At 65.7% G+C, this 24,797-nt stretch carries 24 protein-coding genes; 17 read left to right on the top strand and 7 right to left on the bottom strand.

Annotated features, from left to right (window positions below; all coding sequences use genetic code 11):
- A partial coding sequence (locus ACMX2H_RS16935) for a glycosyltransferase family 2 protein (RefSeq protein WP_414962165.1) occupies positions 1–1,036 on the bottom strand: 1,036 nt, incomplete at its 3' end.
- A complete protein-coding gene (locus ACMX2H_RS16930) occupies positions 1,036–1,584 on the bottom strand; it encodes a WhiB family transcriptional regulator (RefSeq protein ID WP_414962161.1) in 549 nt (182 codons plus the stop codon). The genes ACMX2H_RS16930 and ACMX2H_RS16935, both read right to left, overlap by 1 nt.
- Positions 1,585–1,872: 288 nt before the next feature.
- Here ACMX2H_RS16930 and ACMX2H_RS16925 point away from each other — a divergent pair, with 288 nt between their 5' ends.
- Positions 1,873–2,565: a TIGR03089 family protein gene (locus ACMX2H_RS16925; RefSeq protein WP_414962159.1), complete on the top strand. Its 693-nt coding sequence runs from the start codon at positions 1,873–1,875 to the stop codon at positions 2,563–2,565.
- A 150-nt stretch (positions 2,566–2,715) separates the two neighbouring features.
- On the opposite strand, the gene ACMX2H_RS16920 is transcribed toward ACMX2H_RS16925, so the two are convergent.
- A complete protein-coding gene (locus tag ACMX2H_RS16920; RefSeq protein ID WP_414962157.1) occupies positions 2,716–3,282 on the bottom strand; it encodes a GtrA family protein in 567 nt (188 codons plus the stop codon).
- 149 nt (positions 3,283–3,431) lie between these two features.
- Here ACMX2H_RS16920 and ACMX2H_RS16915 point away from each other — a divergent pair, with 149 nt between their 5' ends.
- The 5 genes from ACMX2H_RS16915 (at position 3,432) to ACMX2H_RS16895 (ending at position 9,170) form a co-directional block, all read left to right on the top strand.
- Entirely contained in the window at positions 3,432–4,604 is a 1,173-nt protein-coding gene (locus ACMX2H_RS16915) for a 5-(carboxyamino)imidazole ribonucleotide synthase (RefSeq protein ID WP_414962155.1), read from the top strand.
- Positions 4,601–5,128, top strand: coding sequence for a 5-(carboxyamino)imidazole ribonucleotide mutase (gene purE, locus ACMX2H_RS16910; RefSeq protein ID WP_414962153.1), 528 nt, complete (start codon positions 4,601–4,603; stop codon positions 5,126–5,128). Before ACMX2H_RS16915 ends, purE begins: the two co-directional genes overlap by 4 nt.
- A gap of 3 nt (positions 5,129–5,131) precedes the next feature.
- Positions 5,132–6,742, top strand: coding sequence for an LCP family protein (locus ACMX2H_RS16905; protein WP_414962151.1), 1,611 nt, complete (start codon positions 5,132–5,134; stop codon positions 6,740–6,742).
- A gap of 116 nt (positions 6,743–6,858) precedes the next feature.
- A complete protein-coding gene (gene manA, locus ACMX2H_RS16900; RefSeq protein WP_414962149.1) occupies positions 6,859–8,136 on the top strand; it encodes a mannose-6-phosphate isomerase, class I in 1,278 nt (425 codons plus the stop codon).
- Positions 8,133–9,170: a lipid II:glycine glycyltransferase FemX gene (locus ACMX2H_RS16895; protein WP_414962147.1), complete on the top strand. Its 1,038-nt coding sequence runs from the start codon at positions 8,133–8,135 to the stop codon at positions 9,168–9,170. The genes manA and ACMX2H_RS16895 overlap by 4 nt, the downstream gene beginning before the upstream one ends.
- A 94-nt stretch (positions 9,171–9,264) precedes the next feature.
- On the opposite strand, the gene glpX is transcribed toward ACMX2H_RS16895, so the two are convergent.
- Positions 9,265–10,254, bottom strand: a complete 990-nt coding sequence (gene glpX / locus ACMX2H_RS16890) for a class II fructose-bisphosphatase (protein WP_136784558.1) — start codon at positions 10,252–10,254, stop codon at positions 9,265–9,267.
- 247 nt (positions 10,255–10,501) lie between these two features.
- On the opposite strand from glpX, the gene ACMX2H_RS16885 reads away from it, so the two are divergent.
- The 7 genes from ACMX2H_RS16885 (at position 10,502) to ACMX2H_RS16855 (ending at position 17,819) form a co-directional block, all read left to right on the top strand.
- Positions 10,502–11,113, top strand: coding sequence for a DUF4245 domain-containing protein (locus ACMX2H_RS16885; RefSeq protein ID WP_414962145.1), 612 nt, complete (start codon positions 10,502–10,504; stop codon positions 11,111–11,113).
- A gap of 61 nt (positions 11,114–11,174) precedes the next feature.
- Positions 11,175–11,789 carry a carbonic anhydrase gene (locus ACMX2H_RS16880; protein WP_414962143.1) on the top strand — a complete coding sequence of 205 codons (615 nt, stop codon included), beginning with the start codon at positions 11,175–11,177 and terminating at the stop codon, positions 11,787–11,789.
- A gap of 82 nt (positions 11,790–11,871) precedes the next feature.
- Positions 11,872–13,299 carry a class II fumarate hydratase gene (locus ACMX2H_RS16875; RefSeq protein ID WP_414962141.1) on the top strand — a complete coding sequence of 476 codons (1,428 nt, stop codon included), beginning with the start codon at positions 11,872–11,874 and terminating at the stop codon, positions 13,297–13,299.
- Positions 13,300–13,521: 222 nt separating this feature from the next.
- Positions 13,522–14,202 carry a TetR/AcrR family transcriptional regulator gene (locus ACMX2H_RS16870; RefSeq protein ID WP_414962139.1) on the top strand — a complete coding sequence of 227 codons (681 nt, stop codon included), beginning with the start codon at positions 13,522–13,524 and terminating at the stop codon, positions 14,200–14,202.
- 74 nt (positions 14,203–14,276) lie between these two features.
- Positions 14,277–16,007 carry an MDR family MFS transporter gene (locus ACMX2H_RS16865; RefSeq protein WP_414962137.1) on the top strand — a complete coding sequence of 577 codons (1,731 nt, stop codon included), beginning with the start codon at positions 14,277–14,279 and terminating at the stop codon, positions 16,005–16,007.
- A gap of 228 nt (positions 16,008–16,235) precedes the next feature.
- A complete protein-coding gene (locus tag ACMX2H_RS16860; protein ID WP_414962136.1) occupies positions 16,236–17,546 on the top strand; it encodes a S8 family serine peptidase in 1,311 nt (436 codons plus the stop codon).
- Between the two features lie 42 nt (positions 17,547–17,588).
- Positions 17,589–17,819 carry a hypothetical protein gene (locus ACMX2H_RS16855; RefSeq protein WP_414962134.1) on the top strand — a complete coding sequence of 77 codons (231 nt, stop codon included), beginning with the start codon at positions 17,589–17,591 and terminating at the stop codon, positions 17,817–17,819.
- A 15-nt stretch (positions 17,820–17,834) separates the two neighbouring features.
- Here the strand turns inward: ACMX2H_RS16855 and ACMX2H_RS16850 are convergent, their stop codons facing one another.
- Both ACMX2H_RS16850 and ACMX2H_RS16845 read right to left on the bottom strand, forming a co-directional pair.
- Complete coding sequence (locus tag ACMX2H_RS16850; RefSeq protein WP_414962132.1) at positions 17,835–18,305, bottom strand: NUDIX hydrolase; 471 nt, start codon at positions 18,303–18,305, stop codon at positions 17,835–17,837.
- A 17-nt stretch (positions 18,306–18,322) separates the two neighbouring features.
- Positions 18,323–18,826, bottom strand: coding sequence for a prepilin peptidase (locus ACMX2H_RS16845; RefSeq protein WP_414962130.1), 504 nt, complete (start codon positions 18,824–18,826; stop codon positions 18,323–18,325).
- Positions 18,827–18,884: 58 nt separating this feature from the next.
- Between ACMX2H_RS16845 and ACMX2H_RS16840 the strand changes: the two genes are divergently transcribed.
- The 4 genes from ACMX2H_RS16840 (at position 18,885) to ACMX2H_RS16825 (ending at position 23,052) form a co-directional block, all read left to right on the top strand.
- The gene (locus tag ACMX2H_RS16840; RefSeq protein WP_414962128.1) at positions 18,885–19,670 is read left to right on the top strand and encodes a hypothetical protein; all 786 of its coding nucleotides are present in this window, start codon (positions 18,885–18,887) and stop codon (positions 19,668–19,670) included.
- Positions 19,671–19,944: 274 nt separating this feature from the next.
- Positions 19,945–20,910, top strand: coding sequence for an AfsR/SARP family transcriptional regulator (locus ACMX2H_RS16835; RefSeq protein ID WP_414962163.1), 966 nt, complete (start codon positions 19,945–19,947; stop codon positions 20,908–20,910).
- Between the two features lie 110 nt (positions 20,911–21,020).
- Positions 21,021–21,677: a response regulator transcription factor gene (locus ACMX2H_RS16830; RefSeq protein ID WP_414962127.1), complete on the top strand. Its 657-nt coding sequence runs from the start codon at positions 21,021–21,023 to the stop codon at positions 21,675–21,677.
- Positions 21,667–23,052 carry a sensor histidine kinase gene (locus ACMX2H_RS16825; RefSeq protein WP_414962125.1) on the top strand — a complete coding sequence of 462 codons (1,386 nt, stop codon included), beginning with the start codon at positions 21,667–21,669 and terminating at the stop codon, positions 23,050–23,052. The genes ACMX2H_RS16830 and ACMX2H_RS16825 overlap by 11 nt, the downstream gene beginning before the upstream one ends.
- A gap of 14 nt (positions 23,053–23,066) precedes the next feature.
- On the opposite strand, the gene ACMX2H_RS16820 is transcribed toward ACMX2H_RS16825, so the two are convergent.
- A complete protein-coding gene (locus ACMX2H_RS16820) occupies positions 23,067–24,464 on the bottom strand; it encodes a PhoH family protein (RefSeq protein ID WP_414962123.1) in 1,398 nt (465 codons plus the stop codon).
- Between the last annotated feature and the right edge of the window lie 333 nt (positions 24,465–24,797).

Raw genomic sequence — 24,797 nt, 5'->3', positions numbered from 1 at the left:
CGGCCAGTTCGGGGCGGAGGGACTCGGCGAGCGACCGCCGGTAAGCCCAGACCTCGCGCTGCGGCACCGTCAGCGGACGCACTATCCCCCGCGAGGTCTTCCGGGTCTTGGCTGCCTGGCGCCGGGAGGCAAAGTAGCCGACCGGACGGAAGAGGGCCACGAGAGTGGCGCCGAGTTGCCGCAAGCCGTGCATCGGGTCTTTGGCCACTACGGAGGCCAAGAAGCTGTACAGCCCGCCCAGCAGGGCCCCGATCCATAAGAACGGCACCTTCCACCAGGCCGCATGCTTCAGCCGCAGGTGGATCTGTGCCTTGCGGGCGGCTTTGGCGGTGGTGTGGTCACTGGAACGGGTGGCGTGGCGGACCGTCGCGGTCGGCACTACCACTACGCGGTGCCCCGCCAACCTGTTCCGCCAGCACAGGTCCAAGTCATCGCCGGTCCCGGGCAGGGCGGAATCGAATCCACCCAGCTGGTCGAACACGTCGCGGCGTACCAACATCCCGGCGGAGTTGACGGCGAAGAAGTCGCTGCGGCCGTTGTACTGGCCCTGGTCCAGCTCGTCCAGGTCGATCATGGTGAGCCGCTCGGCCCAGCGGCTCACCGTCAGGCCGACGTCGACCAGCCGGCGCGGGTTCTCCCAGTCCACCTGCTTGCAGCCGGCGATGGTGACGGACGGCGCCGTTTCCACGGCGAGCAGCAATTCCTCCAACGCGTCCGGAGCCGGCGCGGAATCGTCGTGCAGCAGCCAGAGCCACTCCTGCGCCGCAGGGTCTTCTCCGGCATGCTTGGGCAGCTCCGCCAGCCCCACCCGCACCGCCGCACCAAATCCTGCGCGGCCGGAGGCCGACGTCACCGGGGCCCCTGCGGGCAGCTGGGTGCGCAGCAGGTCCGCGGATCCATCGGACGATCCGGTGTCGACGCCGAGATAGACATCGACCGGCCGCGTCTGCTGAGTCAGCGCGGCCAGTGTCTGCGGTAGGTAGGAAGCGCCGTTATGGGCTACAACAACGGCGGTAACGCGAACTTGCTGCTGAATTAGAGCGCTCTTTTCCGTAGCCGGCGGCGCTCACGCTCCGACAGCCCTCCCCAGATGCCGAAACGCTCGTCATTGGCCAACGCGTACTCCAGGCACTGCGAGCGCACTGTGCACGCCCCGCAAACCTTCTTTGCATCGCGGGTAGAGCCTCCCTTCTCAGGGAAGAACGCCTCCGGATCTGTCTGTGCACAGAGAGCATCGGCCTGCCAGCCGAGTTCACCCTCGTCCTCGTAGCCGGTCCCGAAACCTGGCAGCCCGATCCACAGCGGCTTTTGCTCGGGTTCGGCCTCGGCCGGTTCCCGCAGCAGGCGCGGAGCGGACAGTTCCAGCACCTCGGCTTCAGGCTCCTCCGCCAGCGCCTCGTGCGCGGCCAGGAACGCGGTGGCCGCATCCTCAAGTGTTTGCTGGCTGGATTCACGGAAGCGCTCTGCTGCCGCCGGATCAGCCGGATCCACATACCAATCTGCCGGTACGCCGCGCGAACCCTGCGATGCCGAAGCCTGTGCCTCGAGCTCTCGCCGGTGCGCAATACGTTCTGTCTGCCCCATCAGCCCTCCCGGTGTTGCTGTACCAGCATGGTGCTAAGTTCGACTCCAGTGCTGGATCTCAGCGCCGAATACGAGAATGCTGTTACACGTTTAATACCTAATTACACGGGTGTAATCCGGTTCAAGTCAAGTGCCGGCGGGAATCTTAGAGACAGGCGGACCCAAAACCGGGCACGCCACGCGAAAATCTTGCCAGCGTGACGCATGCCACACCCGTTGCAGCTAACGAAACCCTGGGCGCCGCCGCATCACGCGGCAGGTGTCCGCCATCCGCATTAAAGGAACACCGTGAACCCTACCGCCACCATCACCGACCTGCTCGCCCGGCTGCGTCCGGACTCCTCCCCCTGCTTGGTTTGGTACGGGCCGGAGGGAGAACGCGTTGAGTTGTCTGGCCATGTCGTGGACAACTGGGTGGCGAAGACCGCCAACCTGCTGGCCGAGGAACTGGACGCCGGCGAAGGAACCTCTGTGGGCCTTCGAATGGCCCCCCACTGGCGGTCACTGGTCTGGGTGCTGGCAGCATGGCAGGCCGGCGCTACCGTCCGGCTGGATCCGACAGGCCCCGCCCCCGATGTGCTGGTGGCAGCCGATCCCGCCCAGTTGACCGGAGACAGCACGCACCAAGTGCTGGTGGCCCCCGGGGCGCTCCAGTTGCGCTGGCCCGGGGACGTGCCGGACGGTGCCCTGGACTATGCCGCGGAAGTGCGGTCCTACGCTGATATCTACCTGGGGGTGGATAGCTTGGCGGCCGACGGCAGGGCCTTGGAGTACGACGGCGGAGACTTCACCTTCGCCCAGCTGCTCGGCCAGCCGGCGCCGGCTCGGAACCTGCTGGTGCCGGCGCAGACCGCCTGGCCCGAAGTGTTGCGCGAGGCCCTGGCCACGTGGCAGGGCGGCGGCACCGTGGTCCTGGTGCACGCAGACGTGGAAGTGACCGAGCGCCTGTTGGACAGCGAACGGGTCAGCGTCCGGCTCTAAGGGACCGCTGGCAGCGGCCGTCCGGCTTCTGCCGGGTCCGGCCAAGGCGCGGCCCGGCTCCCCGGCCGTCCGGCTTCTGCCGGGTCCGGCCAAGGCGCGGCCCGGCTCCCCGGCCGTCCGGCTTCTGCCGGGTCCGGCCCTCGAGGCCGGCTAACTCCTCGTGGGGTTGGCTGGGCCGTCAACCTCCGGTGATTCCGTCGGCAGCTCGGCCGCCACATGCTGGCCGCGGTTGCTCTCGAAGATCTCCCTGTCAGCGGCAAACTCCGGCTCGGCATCCAGTTCTGCATTGAACACCAGGAAGCGGTAGGCAAAGAACCGCATGACAGTGGCCAGGACCGTACCGAAGATGCCGGCGAACAGCAGCATGGTTGGTTCGGTCACCTCCAGCGGGTACCGGACAATCCAGACGCAGCCGGCGGAAATGACCATGCCGATGACGTTGATCACCACAAACAGCACAAGTTCGCGCAGCGCGTTCGCCTGGCGGCGGTGGCGGAACGTCCAGTAACGGTTCGCCACCCAGGAGAACAGCGTCGCCACGGACGCGGAAACAAACCGCGCCTTCACCACGCTGTCGTCCATCGGACCGTTGATCAGCCACCAGTACACGCCGTTGTCCACGATGAAGGCGATCCCGCCGACCGTGCCGAACTTCGCTACTTCCCGCCAAAAGAGGGAAACCAGGCCGCTGATGCGCTCGGAAATAGTTCGATTCATGATCGAAGGAAGAGCCCTTTCGTTCTGACGCCGGAATCGTGCCGGCCAACGCATCATTCTATTGCCCAAAACTGGACGTTACCTAGGACATCCCGGCGCGGGGGATGCGCAATGCGGTTCTGCCAGAGTCGGTTCGGTAACCTGACAAGGTGAGTTTTCCAGTAATCGGTGTTGTAGGCGGCGGCCAATTGGCCCGAATGATGGCCCCCTGTGCGGTGGAGCTCGGCTTTGAACTGCGTGTTCTGGCCGAAGCCGAAGATGTCTCGGCAGTTGCCGCCGTCGCCAAGGCGCCGGTGGGCGACTACCGCGATCTGCAGGCCCTGCGCGACTTCGCCCATGGACTGGACGTCCTGACGTTTGACCACGAGCACGTTCCCAGCGAACACCTTCAGGCCCTGATTGCGGACGGCGTGAACGTCCAGCCGCATCCGGATGCCCTGATCCACGCGCAGGACAAGCTGGTGATGCGCGAGGTGGTGGAAAAGCTGGGGCTGCCGAACCCTGCTTGGGACTCCGTCTCCACCGTCGACGAACTCGTGGCCTTCGGTGAGCAGACCGGCTGGCCGGTGGTACTCAAGACGCCGCGGGGAGGTTACGACGGCAAGGGCGTGCGGATGATCCACGATGCTTCCGCGGCGGCCGACGCCTCCGACTGGTTCACCGGCGGTGCGCTGCTGGTCGAAGAGAAGGTCGACTTCAGCCGCGAACTCTCGGCACTGGTAGCCAGGACGCCGTCCGGCGAAGCCCGGGCCTGGCCGGTTGTCCACACCATTCAGGTGGACGGGGTCTGCGACGAAGTGATTGCACCCGCGCAGGACCTGCCCTCCGACGTCGCCGAAGCTGCCCAGCAGGCCGCACTGCAGCTCGCCGATGAACTCGGCGTGACCGGTGTGATGGCCGCTGAATTGTTCGCCACGCCCGGCCGTGGCGCCGGCTTCGTGATCAATGAACTGGCCATGCGCCCCCACAACACCGGGCATTGGACCCAGGACGGCTCCGTCACCAGCCAGTTCGAGCAGCACCTGCGGGCGGTCTTGGACCTTCCGCTGGGCGATACCTCGGCACTCGGCGGCGTCGTCGTGATGAAGAACTATCTGGGCGGCGCGAATACAGACTTGTTCTCGGCCTACCCGCGTGCACTGGCGGCCGAGCCGGCCGTCAAGGTCCATGGCTACGGCAAGTCGGTCCGCCCGGGCCGCAAGATCGGCCATGTCAACGTCGTGGGCAGCGACGCATCCCAGGTGGATGACCTGCGCCGGCGCGCGGACCGTGTTGCCTCGATCATCCGTGACGGTGTGGATCCTCAGGAAGGCAAGCCATGAGTCAAAAGCCGATAGTCGGCGTCGTGATGGGTTCGGATTCCGACTGGCCCGTGATGGAAGCCGCCGCACAGGCGCTGGAAGAATTCGGCATCCCGTACGAGGCAGACGTTGTCTCCGCGCACCGCATGCCGGAGGACATGATCAACTACGGCCGGGAAGCGCATACCCGCGGACTGCGCATCATCATCGCCGGCGCCGGCGGTGCCGCGCATCTGCCCGGCATGCTCGCCTCGGTGACTCCGCTCCCGGTGATTGGCGTGCCGGTGCCGTTGAAGTACTTGGACGGCATGGACTCGCTGCTCTCCATCGTGCAGATGCCGGCCGGGGTTCCGGTGGCAACCGTGTCCGTCGGCGGAGCCCGCAATGCCGGGCTGCTGGCGGTGCGCATGCTGGCTGCCGGCGGCGATAGGCTGGCCGAGCAGCTGCAGCCGGCCCTGCTGGAGTTTGCCTCCGGCCTGCGCCAGGCCGCCTATGACAAGGGAGCCGCCCTGCGCGAACGCGTCGCCGGCTCCGGCGAGGCCTAACCAGTGAGCCCCCAGCCGGCCACGCGGCCGTCCGGCGCGTCGGCCCGCGGAATAACGGATCCGATCCGCTATCCGCAGCACGCCTCGGCGCCCGTGCGGACCAAGCGCGCCTTCGTCCTACTGCTGCTGACCCTGGTGATCCCGGGCAGTGCGCAATTGGTGGCCGGGGACCGTGCGCTGGGCCGGCGGGCACTGGCCGTCACGCTCCTGGTCTGGGCTGCCATTCTGGCCACCGGCGTCATCGCCGTGCTGAACTGGACGCTGCTGGTGAACCTGGCCACTGGCCGCTGGACGTCACTGATACTGATCCTGGTGCTGGCCGCGCTGGCACTGTTCTGGGCCTTCCTGTTCCTGAACACGCTGCGCATCATCAGGCCCAACCTGTTGGCTCCCGGCGCGCGGCCCGCGGTGGCGGTGGCGCTGGCCGTCCTGATGGTGGTCACCAGCGGCAGCCTGGGCTACGCCGCGTATCTGCTCAACGTGAGCCGCAATGCCTTCGGCACCATCTTCGAAACCCGCCCGGCTTTCGATCCGGTCGACGGCCGCTACAACTTCCTGCTGATGGGCGGCGACGCCGGCGCGGGACGGGTTGGGCTGCGCCCGGACAGCATCCAGGTTGTCAGCGTGAACGCGGAGACCGGCCACACCGTCATGTTCGGCATTCCGCGCAACTTCCAAAACGCTCCGTTCCCGGCCGACTCTCCCATGCACGAGGTCTATCCGGAAGGCTTCGACTGCGGCGACGAGTGCATCATCAACGCCCTGTATGTGGACGTGGAGCAAAACCATGCCGACCGCTACCCGGACGCCAAGAACCCGGGGGCGGAAGCCATGAAGGACGCGGTCAGCGGCATCTTGGGCATCGACATCCAGGCGTACGCGCTGGTGGACATGGGCGGCTTCGAGGCGCTCGTGGACGCGATGGGCGGCATCACCGTGGACGCCGGCGGCTGGGTGCCCATCTCCAACAAGACCATTCCCGGAACCAACCAGCATTACCCGCCCAAGGGCTGGATTGCCCCGGGTGTCCAGGAACTCGACGGCTTCCACGCCCTCTGGTACGCCCGTTCCCGCGAATTCGCCACCGACTACGACCGCGTCCAGCGCCAGCAGTGCGTGATGTCCGCGATGGTCAACCAGCTGGACCCGGCCACCGTACTGACCCGCTTCCAGCAGCTGGCCGAAGCCGGCGAGCAGGTGGTGGAAACGGACATCCCCAGTTCCCAGCTGGGCAGTTTCGTCTCGCTGGCGCTGAAGGCCAAGGACCAGAAGACGGAACGGCTGACTATTGGGCCGCCGGACTTCGGAACCGCGGCAGACAACTTCGTCACGTACCCGGACTTCTCCCAGATCCACCCAAGGGTTCAGGAATTGTTCACCCAGGAACAGGAGACTGAAAAGAAGACCTCCAAGAACGACGGCGGCGGGTCCGACGGCGGCGGCTCCAACGGCGGCGCCAAGCAGCCGAAGAAGTCCACACCGGAACCGGCGGAGACCCCGGCCGAGGCGGAGCCTCAGATCACTGAGGAATACCTCCAGCAGCTGGCCGAGATTGGCGATACCGCTACGATCGGATCCCTGCTGGCCGACAACGGCAAATGCTCGCTCCCCTGATCCGGCTTTCCGGCGAGGCCGGGTCGTGCCGGCTGGGATGACTTCCCGCTGACGGGCCGCGCCTGGTCGTTGCGGCAGGATCGAATTTCACCCAAGGACGAGAAAGAGGCTTCAAGATGTACCGGTTGACCAATGTGCTGCGACCCTACGCGTGGGGTTCGACGACGGCGATCGCCGAGCTGTTCGGCCGGGAACCCTCCGGCGGGCCGGAGGCGGAACTCTGGATCGGCGCGCATCCCGACTCCCCCTCCACGGTTCAGCTGGCCGACCGGGAGCAGCCGCTGGACGAATTCATCAAGGAGAATCCGGGCGCCACGCTCGGCGAACCCGTGCTGGGCCTGTTCGGTGCCACCCTGCCCTTTCTGACCAAGGTCCTCGCCGCCGATTCCGCCCTCTCGCTTCAGGTCCACCCCACGCTGGAGCAGGCAAAGTCCGGGTTCGCGGCGGAAAACTCCGCCGGCATCTCCTTCAACGACCCGCAACGCAGCTACCGCGATGACAACCACAAGCCGGAGATGATCTTTGCGCTCAGCGACTTCCAGGCGCTGTGCGGTTTCCGTTCCCCGCGCGACGCCGCACGGTTGCTGGCCGGCCTGCGGCCCAAGCTCGCTGAGTCCGGCGCCGGCCTTGACCTCCTGGACGAGGTGCTTCAGCTGCTGGAGGCCGGCGATGAGGAATCGGCACTGCGAGGCGCTTTCGTCGCCCTGCTCGACGGCGGGGACCGTTCCACGGCATTGGCCACCGACACGGCCCGCGTCCTGGCGGCTGAACCCGCCGGAAGCCTGGGCAACGAATACGCAGCGGCCGGCCGCCTGGCAGAACTCTACCCAGGCGATCCTGGTGCCTTGATCTCCCTGCTGCTGAACCTCGTCACCCTCTCCCCCGGCCAGGCGCTGTGCTTGCCGGCCGGCAACATCCACGCCTACCTACAGGGCCTCGGCGTCGAGGTCATGGCGACCTCGGACAACGTGCTGCGCGGCGGCCTCACGCCCAAGTACATCAACGTGCCGGAACTGGTGAAGATCACCGATTTCCGCCCGATCACGCCACCGTTTGTGGAACGCACCATTACCGACGCGGGCCAGGAACTGTACTGCCCGCCGTTTGCCGAGTTCCAGCTCCAGCGCATTGAATTGTCCGACGGCGGCGGCCCGGTGCCGCTGGCACAGCATGGTCCCACCATCGTGCTGGCGGTCTCCGGGAGCGTGCTGCTGGACTCGCCGAAATCCGACCTGACGATCAGCCGCGGCGACGCCGCCTTCATTCCCGCTGCCGAACAGCCAGTGAACGTCCATCCGGCGGCCGGAACGGGGGCCGGCGCCGTGTTGTTTGCGGTCACCACCTCAGGCAGCACTCATGAATTCGACGAACAACGAACGGGAGCAACACTTTGACCGCTTCGATCCTGCAGTCCGAACCGTGGGCCCGCTTCCAACGGAGCCTGGGCAAAGAGGTATTTGAGCGCAGCGGAGACGGCTGGACCTTCCTGGCCATTATGGAAAAGACGCCGCTGGGCCGGTTCCTGTATGTCCCATACGGCCCCGCGGCTGCAGACCACGCCGCGCTGGTGCGCGCGCTGGCGGCCTTGCGTGCGCTGGCCGGCGAGCAGCGTGCCCACTACGTGCGGATCGAACCCGTCAGCACGGACCTCGGGCAGCGGCCGCAGGCTGCGCTGCAATACCTGGGCCTGGTCAAGGCCCCGGTGGACGTCCAGCCGAAACTGACCTGGATGCTGGACCTAAAGCAGCCGGAAGAGGACTTGCTGGCCGGCATGCGCAGCACCAGCCGGAACCTCTACCGCAACATCCACAAGAAGGGCGTCACCTTCGACGTCTCGACCGATCCCGAAGACATTGGCATTCTGCTGGGGTTCCTGCACGACGTCTCCGAGCGTGCCGATTTTAAGGCCCAGTCGGACGACTACTTGCGGCAGGCTGCCCGGAACCTGGTGCCGGCCGGTGCGGCCAAAATCTTCATTGCGCGCTTGGAGGGAACGCCGATCGCGGCAGCGCTCTCCTACGACACGGAATCGACCCGGGTCTATGCCCACGCCGCCGCCGACGATACCCACCGCAAACTCAATGCCGGGATTCCGCTGGTGGTCACCATGATGATGCATGCCCGTGCCGCCGGCATCGACCGCTTCGATATGTGGGGCGTGAGCCCGGAAGACGAACCCGACCATCAATGGGCCGGGTTCTCACGGTTCAAACGATCCTTCGGCGGCTATGAAGTCAGCTATCCGGGCAGTTGGGACCTGCCGGTCAACCAGCTCATGTACCGGGCCTACCTGCTCACCCGCCAGGCCCGCGAGTCGGCCGGTCCAGCGGTGCACAAGGCGCGCACCGCCGTCGTGCCCGCCGTGCACAAGGTGCGCAGCGCCGTCGTACCGTCCCTGCGGAAGCTGCGAAGCAAGCTGCCCCGCTGACCCGGCGTGGCTCCCCGCCGGCGTACCGGCGGGGACAGAAAACCCCGCACCAGCCTGGGGCCGGTGCGGGGTTTTGCGTTATGCCTGGGGCGGGCTAGAGCTTCCGTTCGAAGCGGTCCCACTTGTATTCCTGGTGCTCGCCCTCGACGAAGCGGATGGTGCCGGACTTGGAACGCATCACGATCGACTGGGTCAGGACCTTGTGGTTCTTGTACCGGACGCCGCGCAGCAGGTCGCCGTCGGTGATGCCGGTGGCCACGAAGAAGCAGTTGTCGCTGGTGACCAGGTCATCGGTGGTCAGCACCCGGTCCAGATCGTGCCCGGCGTCGATGGCCTTTTGCTTTTCCTCGTCGCTGGTGGGCCAGAGCCGGCCCTGGATCACGCCGCCCAGCGACTTGATGGCGCAGGCCGTGACGATGCCTTCCGGTGTTCCGCCGATGCCCATCAGGACATCCACGTCGGTGCCTTCGCGGGCCGCTGCGATGCCGCCGGCAACGTCGCCGTCCATGATGAACTTGGTGCGTGCTCCGGCGGCGCGGATCTCCTCGACGTAGGGCTTGTGCCGGTCGCGGTCCAGGATCATCACGTTGATCTGGTTGATCTTCTTGTTCTTGGCCTTCGCGATCAGGTGAAGGTTCTGCTTGATGGGCAGGCGCAGGTCCACCAGATCCGCGGCTTCGGGGCCGGTGACCAGCTTCTCCATGTAGAACACGGCCGAGGGGTCGAACATGGTGCCGCGCTCGGAGACAGCCAGCACGGACAGCGCATTATTGATGCCCAGCGCCGTCAGCCGGGTGCCGTCGATCGGGTCGACCGCGACGTCACACTCGGCGCCGGTGCCGTCGCCGACCTTTTCGCCGTTGAACAGCATTGGGGCTTCGTCCTTTTCGCCCTCGCCGATGACCACCACGCCGTTGAAGCTGACCGTGGAGAGGAATGCCCGCATGGCGTCCACGGCTGCACCGTCGGCGCCGTTCTTGTCTCCGTAGCCCACCCAGTGGCCGCCGGCAATCGCCGCGGCTTCGGTGACGCGCACCAGTTCCAGGGCCAGGTTGCGGTCCGGCTCATTGTCACCGACACGCATCGACGGGGGGAAGTTGGAAAAGGGATCAGCCTGGGCTTCGTGGGACACTTCGACCTCATCTTCGAGTAGCTCTTCAGACAACACCGGCTGTGGTGCCGTGGTGGATGAATCTGCGGGACGGACATCTTCCATTGCTTTCGATCATAGTCGTCAGCACCCGGGGATCCAGACGCGTCGCGGCCAGCGTCCCGCCGGTGGGCAGCCGCCGGTGTGCGCGGGGGCGGCGGGTATCTGAGATCATGGAGGGGTGAGTGAAGTACGTCCCGAGGAATCGACCGAAACGGCTGGATCGGCTGAATTGCCGGTCAAACCCGTGCTGACGGCCAAGCAGGCCAACCGGGCTAAAGCACCGGTCGTGGGCATGCTGCTGGCCGTAGGGCTCACGCTGGCCGTGCTGCTGCCGGTGATGTTCCTGAACCCGGGCAGCAAGCCCGAAGTCTACAAACGTAATATTGACGTCCCGGGCGTCGCGCTGCAGGCCGAATCCACCGCTGGTTACCTGCCGCTCGCCGTTGACCTGCCGGACGGCTGGACCTCCAACTACGCCCGGTGGAACACCGGTGGCACGGCCCAGGTACCGGCATGGGAAGTCGGCTACCTCACGCCCGGCGAGGAGTACATCGGTCTGATCCAGACCAACAAGGCCAATCCCACCTGGGTCGGCCAGGCGACGGACTACGCACCCGTCACCGGCGACCGCAAGGCCGGGGCCAGCTGGGAACTGCGTGATGCCGGCAAGGGCGAGCGCAGCCTGGTGCTGGAACGCGACGATGTCACCGTCATCCTGAGCGGCACAGCGGAACTGGACGAATTCGACGTACTGGCCACCGCCGTCGTCAAAGAGCTGGACAGCAAGTAACGAACGTCCCGGTGCGTCCCGGATGCACGGACCGTGCCATTGAAAGCAGTAAGGTTGCTTCGTGCCCACCTCACTGACTCCCGCCCAAGCCTGGCAAAAACTTCTCGACGGCAACGCACGCTTTGTTGCAGGCACGTCGGTCCATCCCAATCAGGACGCCGCACGGCGCAGTTCGTTGGTCAACGAACAGAATCCTTTCGCCATCATCTTTGGCTGTTCCGACTCCCGCCTCGCGGCAGAGATCATTTTTGACCTAGGCCTGGGCGATGCCTTCGTGGTCCGCACGGCCGGCCACGTCCTCGGCGACTCGGTGATCGGTTCGCTGGAGTACGGCGTGGACGTGCTCAACGTCCCGCTGATCGTCATCCTGGGCCACGACAGCTGCGGCGCCGTGACCGCCGCCAAGGACACGGTGGACACCGGCGTGATGCCGCGCGGCTGGCTGCGTGACCTGGTGGAGCGAATCACGCCGTCGGTCCTGGCTGCCCGGCGTGCCGGACACGACGATCTCAACGACATGGTGATCGAAAATGTGCGCCAGTCCTCCGAACGCCTGCTGGACAGCTCGCGCGCCATTTCGGCGGCCGTCGACGCCGGCCGAACCGCCGTGGTCGGCGTTGCCTACCGGCTGGCGGACGGCCGCGCCGACCTGGTCGCAGGACACGGCTCGCTGTAGCCGCCTGCCACCACCGTTGGATGTCCTTCCCCGGCCGCAACAAGTTTCGGACGGGGACCCCTCGGAGATTAGGCTTGGAGCCATGACTTCTGCTGATTCTGCTGAATACCGCATCGAACACGACACCATGGGCGAGGTCCGGGTTCCGGTCAACGCCCTCTACCGTGCGCAGACCCAGCGCGCCGTCGAGAACTTCCCGATCTCCGGCAAGACGCTGGAGCGCGCCCACATCGAGGCCCTGGCCCGGATCAAAAAGGCTGCCGCCACCGCCAACGCCGAGCTGGGCGTGCTGGACGGAGAGCTGGCCAAGGCGATCGCCGACGCCGCCGATCAGGTAGCTACCGGCCAGTACGACGGCGACTTCCCGATCGACGTCTTCCAGACCGGTTCCGGCACCTCCTCGAACATGAACACCAACGAGGTTCTGGCCGAGCTCGCCACCCGCGCCCTGAAGGACGCCGGCAGCGACAAGACGGTCCATCCGAACGACCACGTGAACGCCTCGCAGTCCTCCAACGATGTCTTCCCGACCTCGGTGCACGTGGCAGCCACCTCGGCGCTGATCAACGAGCTGATCCCGGCACTGGACTACCTGGCTGCTTCGCTGGAGCGCAAGGCGGAGGAGTTCAAGGACGTAGTGAAGTCCGGCCGCACCCACCTGATGGATGCAACGCCGGTCACCCTGGGCCAGGAGTTCGGCGGTTACGCCGCGCAGGTACGCTACGGCATCGAGCGCATTGAAGCCTCGCTGCCGCGCGTGGCCGAGGTCCCGCTGGGCGGCACCGCCGTCGGTACCGGCATCAACACCCCGGCCGGGTTCCCGCAGCGCGTGATCGAACTGCTTGCGGCCGACACCGGACTGCCGCTGACCGAGGCCCGCAACCACTTCGAGGCGCAGGCCAACCGCGACGGCCTGATCGAGGCCTCCGGCCAGCTGCGCAACATTGCCTACGCGTTCATGAAGATCAACAACGACCTGCGCTGGATGGGCTCCGGCCCCAACACCGGCCTGGGCGAGATCGCCATCCCTGATCTGCAGCCGGGCTCCTCGATCATGCCGGGCAAGGTCAACCCGGTCATCTGCGAGGCCGCCATCATGGTCGCCGCCCAGGTCGTGGGCAATGACACCACCATTGCCTTGTCCTCCACCAACGGCGCCTTCGAGCTGAACGTGGGCATTCCGGTCATGGCCGCCAACTTGCTGGAGTCCATCCGCCTGCTGGCCAACACCTCCCGGGTGATGGCGGACAAGATGATCGACGGGCTGACCGCCAACGTGGAGCGCGCCCGCTTCCTGGCCGAGGCCTCCCCCTCGATCGTGACCCCGCTGAACAAGTACATCGGCTACGAGAACGCCGCCAAGATCGCCAAGCACTCGGTCAAGGAAGGCCTGACCGTGCGCGAGTCCGTCGTCGCGCTTGGCTTCCTGGAGCGCGGCGAACTGACCGAAGAGCAGTTGGATTCCGCCCTGGACGTGCTGTCCATGACGGTGCCGCCGCAGGCGAAGTAGTCCACCGCTCCCCCGCGGGCTACGGAGGGCGTTCCGGCTTCGGCCGGGACGCCCTCCGTTTGTCTGGGTCGCCCACCGTTTGTCTGCGCCGCCCTCCGCATGCCTGGGCCACCCTCCGTTTGCCCGGCGCCCCGCCCTGCGCCCGCCGTCGTCCCTCGCCGGCCAACTGTGGCCCAGACCACTTTGTTGCACTATTCGTCAAATAGTGCAAAAGTACATTCCGTGGTAGATGATGCAAATAACGACGGCGGTGGCCTGCGCGAGCGTAAACGCGCCGCCACCCGCTCGGCCATCACGGCCGCGGCCCGGCTGCTCACTGCCCGCAGCGGCATCAATGGGTTCACCGTCGAGCAGGTCTGCGAACGTGCTGGCATCTCCCGGCGCACCTTCTTCAATTACTTCCCGTCCAAGGAAGATGCCATCCTGGGCCATCCCGGCGATGACATCCCGGAGGCCCTGGCGGAAGCGTTTATTGCGGGCGGCAGCAGCACAGAGCCCGGAGTGGTCTCGGCCTCCCTCTGGCCGGACTTCATTGAACTGGCCGTCGGCATGATGGAGTCGATGGCCATGACCCGCGCGGAAGTCGTTGCCCTCAAGGATGCCATTACGGCCGAGCCCCGGCTGATGGAACAAGCCATGCATGGTTCCAGCGCCGTCGAGCAGCACTACGTGGCAATGCTGGCGGAACGGGAATCCTTGCCGGCCGATGACCCGAGGTTGCAGATGGCCATCGGCGCCATGGCCAGCGTGGCCAAGTACGCCGGGACGATGTTCTTCGCGCCGGACAACTCACGCAGCTACCGCGACATCCTCACCTCCGCCATCGAGGCGTTGGCAGCCGTCGCGCCGCTGCCCGGCTCCACCGCGGCGGTCCGCCATCCGACCGCCCCTCCGTCCGACTGACCACCAGCCGCCCCGAGTGGCCTGATTCTTGATTCCTGATTCCATCGTCCGTTACCGTCCCGGAGGACACAGCCATGACTGCCACTACCGCTGCGCGCGCTTCCGAGCCGCTGCTGCTGACCCAAAGACGCATCTGGATCATTTTTTCGGCGCTGATTGCCGGCATGATGCTGGCCAGCCTCGACCAGACCATCGTCTCCACCGCGATGCCGACCATCGTGGGCCAGCTCGGCGGAGTGGAGCACCAGGCCTGGATCACCACCGCCTATCTGCTGGCCACCACGATTGTTATGCCGATCTACGGCAAATTCGGCGATGTGCTGGGCCGCCGCAACCTCTTCCTGATTGCGATCGCGCTGTTTACCTTGGCCTCGGTCGGCTGTGCGCTGGCCACTGATTTTTGGGCCTTTGTCCTCTTCCGTGCCTTCCAGGGCTTGGGCGGCGGCGGCCTCATGATCCTTTCGCAGGCAATTATTGCCGACATCGTGCCGGCCAACGAACGCGGCAAGTACATGGGGCCGCTGGGAGCGATCTTCGGGCTCTCCGCCGTCGCGGGCCCGCTGCTCGGCGGCTTTTTCGTGGACCATATGACGTGGCAGTGGGCCTTTTACATCAACATCCCGATCGGTCTGGCCGCCTTCGCCATCGCTTGGTTCGCCCTGACCCTGCCTTCCAAGAAAGCCACCCGGAAGATCGATCTGGCCGGTGTGGTGCTGCTGTCCATCGCGACCACGTGCCTGATCTTCTTCACCGATTTCGGCGGCGATGCCGAACACGGCTGGACCGCTCCGGAAACCTGGGCCTTCGGCGCCGGCCTGCTGCTGTCCGTCGCGGCTTTCATCCGGGTTGAGGCACGCGCCGACGACCCCATCATCCCGCTGTCGCTGTTCCGAAACCCGGTCTTCGTCAACGCCACAGCCATCGGCTTCACCCTGGGTATCGGAATGTTCGCGGCGATCGCTTTCGTACCCACGTTCCTGCAGATGTCCTCCGGCACCTCGGCCGCGGCATCCGGTCTGCTGATGCTGCCCATGATGGCGGGCATGATGGGCACCTCGATCTGGTCAGGACTGGCCATCACCAAAAGCGGCAAGTACAAGGCGTTCCCGATTGCGGGTACTGTCACCACCGCCATCGCCCTGCTGGCCCTGACCACCCTGTCTGCCGATACGCCGATTTGGCTGATCTGCACCTATCTCTTCGTCTTTGGTGCCGGCCTGGGCCTGATCATGCAGGTGGTGGTGCTGGTAGTCCAGAACGCCGTGGCACCTGACATGGTCGGGACGGCAACCAGCACGAACAACTACTTCCGCGAGGTGGGCGCAGCACTGGGTGTGGCGATTTTCGGAACGATCTTCACGAACAATCTCTCCGAGAAGCTGACTGCAGTCTTCACCGATGCCGGTGCCTCAGCCGCCGACGCCGGCAATGCCACCGCCACCTTGGACCCCCAGGTCATGGAAGCGCTGCCGGAGCCGGTCCGCGACGGCATCGTGACCGCGTACGCTGATTCGCTGGCTCCCGTGTTCTGGTACCTCGTGCCGTTCATCGTTGCCGCCTTCCTGCTGGCACTGTTCCTCAAACAAGTACCGCTCTCCGACGTGGCCGGCATGGTCGCCCGCGGCGAAGCGATCGGTGGCGAGGAGGCAGAACGCCTGGAAGCAAAACGGCAAGAAGCAGAACACCCGGACCGGCGGCACAGCGTCCAGACGGAGGCAAATTCCGGTGGCGACCCGTTGCTTCCGGGGCAGGCATTGCCTACCGCCGATGAGGCAGCCGGACCGCCGTCGGGCGCGCGGGGCTAAGCTTTCCGCATCGGTCCAGCGTGTCCGTTTTTGGAGGGCTTCGTCCGTGAGAACGGGGCCCTCCAGCGATTTTGGCCTTCGCAGGCTGAAACGATTGAAAATGGCTTGTGCCCTTGGTGAACCGTCTCTAGTATAGCGCACACGTGCCCCTGGGGCGGCCGGTGGAGGCCGGATGCGGCAGCTGCGAGATCCATCCCGGGGACATGCCGAACTGCCCAGGAGGTCTCCATGATTGGCGATTCGCAGACCCCGTCCCTGAGGACGGCCGACTATCCTTTACCAGAACATCCGAAAACTACTGGACGCTACATCGTCGTCTTCGCCGACCGCTCCGATGACTGCGCCGGCATCCTGGCCGAGGCAGCAGGGCTTAACAACGTGACCGACAGCCGTGACTTCGGCACTCGTGGTGTGGATCCGGACGCGGCCTCGGGCGCGGAGGCAACCCTCTTCGCGAATCTGGGCATCGCCGTCGTCGACGCCGCGCCTGACCAAATCGGGGCGCTCCAGGTGAGCTCGGCAGACAAGCACCGGGTCCTTTCGGTCTCGCCCGAACTCATCCACGATGTGCTGGGGTCGGCCGACGACTACATTGCCGGTTACCGCGACGGCGTTGCCGACCTGGCCGGACGCCTCGCGGCAGGCCCGCATACGGGGCGCGACGGGGGTGCGGCACCGGCTGAATTCGCCGACAACAACAACTTCACGTGGGGGCTTCAAGCGACCAGGGCCGTCTCATCCCCCTACTCCGGACAGGGTGTGCGGGTCGCCGTCCTGGATACCGGCGTCGACGGCTCGCATCCGGATTTTGCCGGCCGGGGCATAACCAGCGCGTCGTTCGTCACCGGCGAGCCGCCCCAGGACGGGCATGGACACGGCACGCACTGTATCGGGATCGCGTGCGGCCCCAAGGTCCCCGGGACAGGTCCGCGCTACGGAGTGGCACACGAAGCAGAGATCTTTGCCGGAAAGGTGCTCAGTAATGCCGGTTCCGGGACCGATGCAGGCATCCTGGCCGGGATCGACTGGGCGGTGGGCAACAGTTGCGCGGTGATCTCCATGTCGCTGGGCGCCGATGTGGCACAGATCCATCCGCCCTACACCGCGGCCGGAAGCCGGGCGCTGGAACAGGGATCGTTGATTGTCGCGGCCGCGGGCAATAATGCCGACCGCCGGAAAGGAGACTTTGGATTCGTGGGTTCCCCGGCCAACAGCCCGTTCATCATGGCGGTGGCGGCCCTGGACCAGGCCCTCGACATCGCGTTCTTTTCAGCCCGCAGCCTCCCGCTGCGCGGAGGGCAGGTGGACAGCGCCGGCCCTGGAGTCCACGTGTACGCGTCCTGGCCGATGCCCAAACGGTACAACACCATCAGCGGCACCAGTATGGCGACGCCGCATGCTGCCGGGGTGGCGGCCTTGTGGGCGCAGTCCACGGGGCGGCGGGGACTGGAACTGTGGGCCACGCTGGTCCAGGAAGCCGAGCGTTTGCCCCTGCTGTCGGTCGACGTCGGCGCAGGGCTGGTGCTTGCCCCGCAATAATCACTTCCCCCGGCCGGCCGCCGGAGACATATCATGGGTGGTATGCAGATCACCGTTACGGTGCGCCACGACTACCTCTCCGATACCGGTCGGATTGCCGAGCAGTTGATGGCTGGAGGCATGCACGTCGAGAACGTGCTCTCCACCCTGGGCATGATCACCGGTTCACTTCCGGATGGACAGCGTGCGGCCCTCGCCGGGATCGAAGGCGTCGAATCAGTCGACGAAGACCGCCAAGTGGTCCTGCCGCCTCCTGACTCGGACATCCAATAACTTCGTCCAAAAGCTTCAGCGGACAAAGTCGGGGACGCCCGTGGCCCCCAGCGCTGACTTCAGTCTGGCCCGGTGATAGTCGGTCAGCTCCGGCAGTTCATCCAGTCCAAACCAGCCCACCTCGGCCGACTCGTCATCGTTAACCCGGGCCTCGCCGCTGACGTACCGGCAGCGGAAGTTCAGCGTCAGGAACTGGGCCCGGTCTCCGTTGACGAATTCCATTGGACCTCCCGCATAGACCTCGGCCAGATGTTCCACGACCGCAACGACGCCGGTCTCCTCCAGAACCTCGCGCACCACGCCCACGGCGGGTTGCTCCCCCGGATCCAGGATTCCGGTGATCAGCGTCCAGTGCCCGTTGTCCGCGCGGCGTCCCAGCAGCACCCGGTTTCGGTCATCCAGCACCACGGCTGTGACCCCTGGCAGCCAGAGCAGGTCGTGGCCAATCTTCTCGCGCAGCCGCAGGACGAAATCGGGAGTAGGCATCATCCAAGCCTACGTCGCTACGGGATCAGCAGCGCCACCCACGTTCCCGCAACCATGAACGGTCCGAACGGGATATTGCTGTTCAGGGTGCCGCGCCGCAGCAGCACCAGCAGCAGGCCGTACGCGCCACCCAGCAGGAACGAGGCGAACGTTCCCCACAGCAGGTGTTCGAAGCCCAGATATCCGAGGTACATTCCCAGCACGCCGGCGAGCTTGACGTCGCCAAATCCCATGCCCGCCGGATAAGCGAACCGGATGGTGAAGTAGAACGCCCAGAGCAAGGCACCGCCGGCCAGCACGCGCCAGAAAACGTGGCCGTCGTGGCCGGCCAGCGAGGCTGCGAGCAGCAGCACCGAGGAGACGGCATAGGCCGGAAACACGATCCGGTTCGGCAACCGGTGTGTGCGCAGATCGATCCAGCTCAACCCAATCCCGATGACCAACAGGTAACCGCCAGCGGCCAGCAGCAGCCAAAATGCCAGCGTATGGTCGGGCCACAGCAGCACCAATTCATCGACCATGGACCCAACCTACTGCACCCCGAGCCGGCACGCGTGACCCGGCCGCTACACTGTGGATATGAACGGCGCCAGCGTGCTGAGAACCGGCGACGCGGCCGGCAATGCGGAAGTTTTCAGATGCCTTTGCCGGTCCTCGCCGTGGAAGTGGGACTCGCTGCGGTTCGAACTGCGCGCTGTCAATCCCGGTGCGGAGGAGGATCCGTCTGCCGGGATCCTGCGTGCTTGGACCCGCCGCCCTGGTGCCCTCCGGGTTGAGTCGGCCGAGGGCCAGCTGCTGTACAGCACCACAGGTATCAACGACTCGCGCGATGGCTTCTACGTCAGCGCCACCCGCAAGTCCTGGTTGCTGCCGCCGCATCTGGTGACGCCCGTGTTCAATGGCATCGATCTGGTGAGCCGCCGGCCCGAGGCCGCGTACGGGGAACCGATCTTCGGCAACGGACGCTGGTCGGCGATGCTGGATCCGGTTGAATTGGCCGGCAACGCTCCGGTGGCCTACGAAACTCCCTTCGCCAACCCGGTCGAGATTCATGAACTGAGTGAAACGGACCACGGGGGCCGCCACACACTGGAGGCCGTCGTCTCGCCCAACCTCACCTACCGGCCCTACGACGCCGACAACCCGCTGCTTCTGGACGGCCACACTCGGGTGCGGATCGACTGGAGGACGGGAATTTGTGTCTCTGCAGTTGCCTTGGACGGGCCGCTGCAAGGACGCGGCCATTCGCTGACCATCCTGGGTGTGGACGAGTACATGCTTGATGATCTGTTCCTCGAGGTCAGCATGAACCTCACCGATGTGCGGGAGCACATTCCTTGGCCTGTCCGGCCTCATCCGGCTTGACCGCTCGGCTCCGGCGCTGACCGGGCCCTGGCTTTGGGGGACGAGGGCCAGGGCCCGGCGGCGTGGGCCCCGGGCCGACCTGCGGTGCAGCGCAGGTACCGCGTGCGCTGCACCGCGGGCCTCGGAGGCACGATAACAGAATCGCCGCGGGTCCTTGGGAAAACCCGGTGCTGTACCCGTACCCCGCAAATTGGGGGTGCAGGAATCCCCCACGAGGGGCTGTCCCGCCGCGACGATGACGTCACACGATGGTTATGCACTCATTGGGGGGTGCATGCTACGAGGGGGAATCGTGGAGCAAATGAGTGGACGGGTTATGCCCGTTTCAGTTCAAATGATCGGAAATTTGCGGATTACGCGGGGAAATACCGTGTTGACGGCGGAGAAGCTCGGTGGACCAAAACCACGTCAGGTGCTGGAGATCCTGCTGTTGAACGTCGGTTCGCCGATGTCCAAAGACCGTTTGGTGGACATGCTGTGGGGCGGTCGTGCACCAGGCGAAGCTTTGGCCACTCTGGAAAGCTACGTCAGCATTTTGCGTCGCAACCTGCAGCCCGGCTGCGCCAAGTCCGGGCCGCTGCGGACAGCCAACGGCGGCTACATGATTGACCGGGAGATGGTCGACGTCGATTTGTACCGGTTCCAGCGGCTGCTCCGCGCCGCCGAGTTCGCCGCTCCGGCCAACGCTTATCCGTTGTTGAACGATGCGCTCTCGCTTGCTTCCGGCCCGCTGCTCGGGGATGAGCTGACGCCGGAATGGGCTGAGGAAGCGCGGGCGGCTCATGCGGAGATGGTGCAGCATGCCCAATTGTTGGCGGCAGAGTCCGCGTTGACCTTAGGGCGCGCCGATGAGGCGGTGCTCTGGGCGCAGCGCTGCATCGCTGCCGCTCCGTTGAACGAAGCGGCGTGGACAGCGCTCATCGTGGGGCTGGAACAAAGCGACCGGCATGCCGATGGGTTGCAGGCCTATGAACGGTGCCGGCGTATCTTCAGCGACGAACTGGGGTGTTGCCCGGGTCCTGGCCTGCAGGAAGTGTACGGGCGGCTGCTGCACGCCACGGCCGAGTCCAGCTTGTCGGAGGTGCTCGGTGCGCTCATGGTCCTCAACGAACGGCTGGCGCCGTCGGCCAACCGCACCTCGACCGCGCATCGGAAGGCGTCGGTGCCGCTCGAATCCCATTACGCCGCGGCTGGGGATATCGTCAAGACCTTTCTGACCAAGGCGCTCATGGCCGGCTGAAGAACATGGTGATTTGCCCTGTTCGGAGTATGTACAACCTTTCACTCGCCATGCATACTCATAGTGGGGTCAAGTCCATAGTGTCTTGAGTTGGGGTAAAAATGAGCTCTTTGGGGAATGAGCATGAACTCCGTGTTGCCGTGGTGGATGACCACACCACGTTCGCGGAGCTGTTGTCGGATGCGCTGGGCAGGGAGCCGGACCTGATCAACGTCGGCAATGCCGCCGGCGTTGGCGAAGCGGTCGCCTTGTGCCGTCGGGCCAGGCCGGATGTCGTGATCATGGACTACCACCTGCCCGACGGCACTGGGCTGGACGCCGCCCGGCAGATCCTTGCGTCCGAGCCCGGTACCCGGATCATCCTGCTGACCGGCAACCCGTCGCCGGAGGTACTCGCCCGTGCCGCCAGCTCGGGGCTGTGCGGGTTCCTGCCTAAAGACGGATCGTTGTCCACCCTGCTCGAGACCATCCGCTCTGCCAAGAGCGGCAGCATGGTGGTCTATCCCGCCATCCTCAGCCAAAACCGCCGGACGCCCGCTGCCAAGCCACCGGGCGCCCCGGCATTGACTGAACGTGAGCACCAGGTGCTGGCCCTGATGGCTGCCGGCTACGACGTCCGCACCAATTCCCGGACGCTGGGTATCTCCCAGCACACCTGCCGGGGCTATGTGAAGTCGATTCTGGCAAAGCTCGGTGCCCATTCGCAGCTTGAGGCCGTCGCCACGGCGCAACGGCTGGAGCTGCTGGGTGCCGGCCATGAGCGTTGACCTGGGCGCCCGATTCCGGCGCAGCGTGCTCTACGACTCCGGTGCCAATGGGCGGCGACGGAAGGGCTCGGAAATGCAGGCGGCGGTGCGGCGCTTCACACTGTCCGGGCTGGCTGCCTTGATCATTGTTGCGATTCCTGTGGTCGTGGTGGCCCGCTCCTTGGCCGTCGACCAGGCGCTGGCTCACGTTGCCGAACGCAGCAAGCAGATTGTGGAGCATGAATTTGCCCCGGACGTCACGGATGCCCTGCTGGCCGGGGATGCCGCTGCCGTGGCAGAACTGGACAGCGAAGTGGACCCGCTGATCCGCGACGCCCACATCCTCCGGGTGACGATCGGGGATGCCGACGGGACGATCCTCTATTCGGACCTCGATGAGCTGGCCGGGCAGCAGTTCGACCTTCCCGACGGCCTCACGGCCCAGCTTCAGGACGGCACACCCGTCTCGGTGTTGGGCGCGGCGACCGGCGGCTCCGATCTCTTCGAAGTGGACCACGATAAATTCGTGGAAGTCTACGTCCAAGCGACCGGGGGCAACGGCAGCGACTACATCTTCGAGTTGATCTATCCACCGGATGAAATCAATCGCATGGAGGACGAGATGCTCGGCGTCCTTCCTGTCGTTTTGGTGGCGCTGGCGGTGCTGCAATTGCTCCAACTGGCCCCGGCCATCCGGATGGCGCGCCGCCTGCAAGACGACGGCGAAGTCCGCCGCCGATTGCTCCAACAGTCGATTACTGCTTCGGATCGTGAACGCCAGAAGCTGGCCCGTACCCTGCATGACGATGTCATCCAGGATTTGGCTGCCCTGGCCTACAGTTTGGAGTCACGCGAACAGCAGCAGGCAAAGCCAGACCACGCTTTCCAGACGCTGGCCAAGAACATTGTCCAGGGCAGCATCGCCAGTCTGCGCCGGATCACCGTGGCGCTGTATCCGCCCGATCTCTCGGCCATGGGACTGCCGGTTGCCCTGGACGGGCTGGGCGAGTTGGTCCGGAGACGAGGGGCAGAGTGGCAGTTGGAAATCGAGGCTTCGGCCCCGACGGACATGGTCCGGCCTGCCCTGCTCTACCGGGTTGCCCGGGAGGCCGTGACCAATGCCGCCAAGCATGCATCCGCCCAGGTGGTGCGGGTGTCGCTCAGGGACTGGGGGGACGCAGTGTTACTCGAAATTGTCGACGACGGCGACGGCTTCAGTCCGGCGGATGCGGCGCGCGACGGCCACCTCGGGCTCCGCATCCTGCGCGACACGGTGCATGATGCCGGCGGCACCTTGCATATTGAGTCCGCACCGGGTGCCGGAACCCGAGTCTCCGTGACCCTGCCGTCCGCTGGCGTTGACAGCCCGATGCTGGCCAACCGCAGCAACGCCTGATCGGAGAGGGCCGGCTATATCTCCGCGCCCTCCAACAGTTCGGTCACCAGCGCTGCGATGGGTGAGCGTTCGGACCGCGTCAGCGTCACATGGCCGAAGAGCGGATGTCCCTTGAGCGTCTCCACTACGGCCGCAATGCCGTCGTGCCTGCCCACCCGCAGGTTGTCCCGCTGGGCCACATCATGGGTGAGGACAATCTTGGAGTTCTGGCCGATCCGGCTCATCACCGTGAGCAGGACGTTCTTCTCCAAGGACTGCGCCTCGTCCACGATCACGAAGGAGTCGTGCAGCGAGCGGCCCCGGATATGGGTCAGCGGCAGAACCTCCAGCATGCCGCGGTCCATGACCTCCTCGACCACCTCGGTGGAGACCAGCGCGCCGAGGGTGTCGAACACCGCCTGCGCCCACGGGTTCATTTTTTCCGATTCGGGGCCTGGCAGGTATCCCAGCTCCTGCCCGCCGACGGCATACAGTGGCCGGAACACCACGACTTTCCGATGCTCGCGCCGCTCCAGCACGGCTTCCAGTCCGGCGCAGAGCGCCAGTGCGGATTTTCCGGTTCCGGCGCGGCCGCCGAGTGAGACGATCCCGACCTCCGGGTCCATCAACAGGTCGATCGCCAGCCGTTGCTCCGCGGAACGCCCGTGCAGGCCGAACACATCGCGGTCGCCCTTGACCAGCCGTACCTGTTTGTCCGCGCCGACGCGGCCAAGTGCGGAACCACGGCTGGAGAGCAGCACCAGCCCGGTATTGGCGGGCATCTCCGCTGCCGCCGGAATGAAGACCGGCTCATGCGCGTACAGAGTGTTGACGTCGTCGTCGGCGGCGTCCAGTTCGGCCACCCCGGTCCAGCCCGAGTCCTTGACCAGTTCGTTGCGGTACTCGTCGGCCTGGAGCCCCATCGCTGACGCTTTCACCCGCATCGGCAGGTCCTTGGAGACAACCGTAACGTTGCGTCCCTCGTCGGCCAGGTTCTTGGCCACCGCCAGAATCCGGCTGTCGTTGTCGTCGCCGCGGAACCCGGCGGGCAGCACCTCCGGCGAAATGTGGTTCAATTCCACCCGCAACGTGCCTCCGTCGTCGCCAAGCGGGATGGGCCGGTTGAGGCCGCCGTGCTGCACACGCAGGTCATCGAGCAGGCGTAGCGCTTGGCGGGCAAAGTAGCCCAGTTCGGGATCGTGCCGCTTGCCTTCAAGCTCGGTGATCACCACCACCGGCAGGATGACTTCGTGCTCGGCGAACCGCAGCAGTGCCCGGGGATCGGACAGCAACACGGAAGTGTCCAGAACGTAAGAGGCCCGGGCTGCTTCCGCTTCCCCGGCGGAAACAACAAGACCGGACGAGGTGGCAGCTGCGGGCTGCTTCCCAAGTCCGGTCGTGGCGGTGCGGCGCTGGTTATTGCTGGCGGTCATGCTGGCTCCCGTCCGGAGCACGACGGCTCCGAAGCTCTGTTGCGGGGCGCGGACGGTAGGGCCACCAGGCCGGAACCGGCCTCCCCCGATGCAGCTTTCGCTCTTCGCATCAAACTGGTGGCCTCCCGATCAATCTGCGGATTGCTGACTGATGGTCCCAAATTACGCTGATGTAATTCGCCAGCACAAGAGCCGGGGCCATGTCGGTTTTGCGAATTTTGGATGAACCGAACAACGCCGGCGCGCCAGCCGTTCCACCGGGCCCGCTCAGGCGCCGAAACGCCGCTGCCGGCTGGCGTAATCGCGCAACGCGCGCAGGAAGTCGAGGCGCCG

Origin of the sequence: Arthrobacter sulfonylureivorans (assembly GCF_047607445.1) — a bacterium.
Classification (GTDB): domain Bacteria; phylum Actinomycetota; class Actinomycetes; order Actinomycetales; family Micrococcaceae; genus Crystallibacter; species Crystallibacter sulfonylureivorans_A.
Note: the sequence above shows the minus strand (reverse complement) of the source record. Positions and strands in the feature narration are given on the sequence as shown.

Bases quoted from the DNA above. Each gene is read 5' to 3' on its own strand.
- ACMX2H_RS16930 (WP_414962161.1), bottom strand. From the start codon at position 1,584: ATGGGGCAGACAGAACGTATTGCGCACCGGCGAGAGCTCGAGGCACAG.
- ACMX2H_RS16920 (WP_414962157.1), bottom strand. From the start codon at position 3,282: ATGAATCGAACTATTTCCGAGCGCATCAGCGGCCTGGTTTCCCTCTTT.
- purE (WP_414962153.1), top strand. From the start codon at position 4,601: ATGAGTCAAAAGCCGATAGTCGGCGTCGTGATGGGTTCGGATTCCGAC.
- manA (WP_414962149.1), top strand. From the start codon at position 6,859: ATGTACCGGTTGACCAATGTGCTGCGACCCTACGCGTGGGGTTCGACG.
- glpX (WP_136784558.1), bottom strand. From the start codon at position 10,254: ATGCGTGTCGGTGACAATGAGCCGGACCGCAACCTGGCCCTGGAACTG.
- ACMX2H_RS16875 (WP_414962141.1), top strand. From the start codon at position 11,872: ATGACTTCTGCTGATTCTGCTGAATACCGCATCGAACACGACACCATG.
- ACMX2H_RS16865 (WP_414962137.1), top strand. From the start codon at position 14,277: ATGACTGCCACTACCGCTGCGCGCGCTTCCGAGCCGCTGCTGCTGACC.
- ACMX2H_RS16860 (WP_414962136.1), top strand. From the start codon at position 16,236: ATGATTGGCGATTCGCAGACCCCGTCCCTGAGGACGGCCGACTATCCT.
- ACMX2H_RS16855 (WP_414962134.1), top strand. From the start codon at position 17,589: ATGCAGATCACCGTTACGGTGCGCCACGACTACCTCTCCGATACCGGT.
- ACMX2H_RS16850 (WP_414962132.1), bottom strand. From the start codon at position 18,305: ATGCCTACTCCCGATTTCGTCCTGCGGCTGCGCGAGAAGATTGGCCAC.
- ACMX2H_RS16845 (WP_414962130.1), bottom strand. From the start codon at position 18,826: ATGGTCGATGAATTGGTGCTGCTGTGGCCCGACCATACGCTGGCATTT.
- ACMX2H_RS16840 (WP_414962128.1), top strand. From the start codon at position 18,885: ATGAACGGCGCCAGCGTGCTGAGAACCGGCGACGCGGCCGGCAATGCG.
- ACMX2H_RS16835 (WP_414962163.1), top strand. From the start codon at position 19,945: ATGCTACGAGGGGGAATCGTGGAGCAAATGAGTGGACGGGTTATGCCC.
- ACMX2H_RS16825 (WP_414962125.1), top strand. From the start codon at position 21,667: ATGAGCGTTGACCTGGGCGCCCGATTCCGGCGCAGCGTGCTCTACGAC.
- ACMX2H_RS16820 (WP_414962123.1), bottom strand. From the start codon at position 24,464: ATGACCGCCAGCAATAACCAGCGCCGCACCGCCACGACCGGACTTGGG.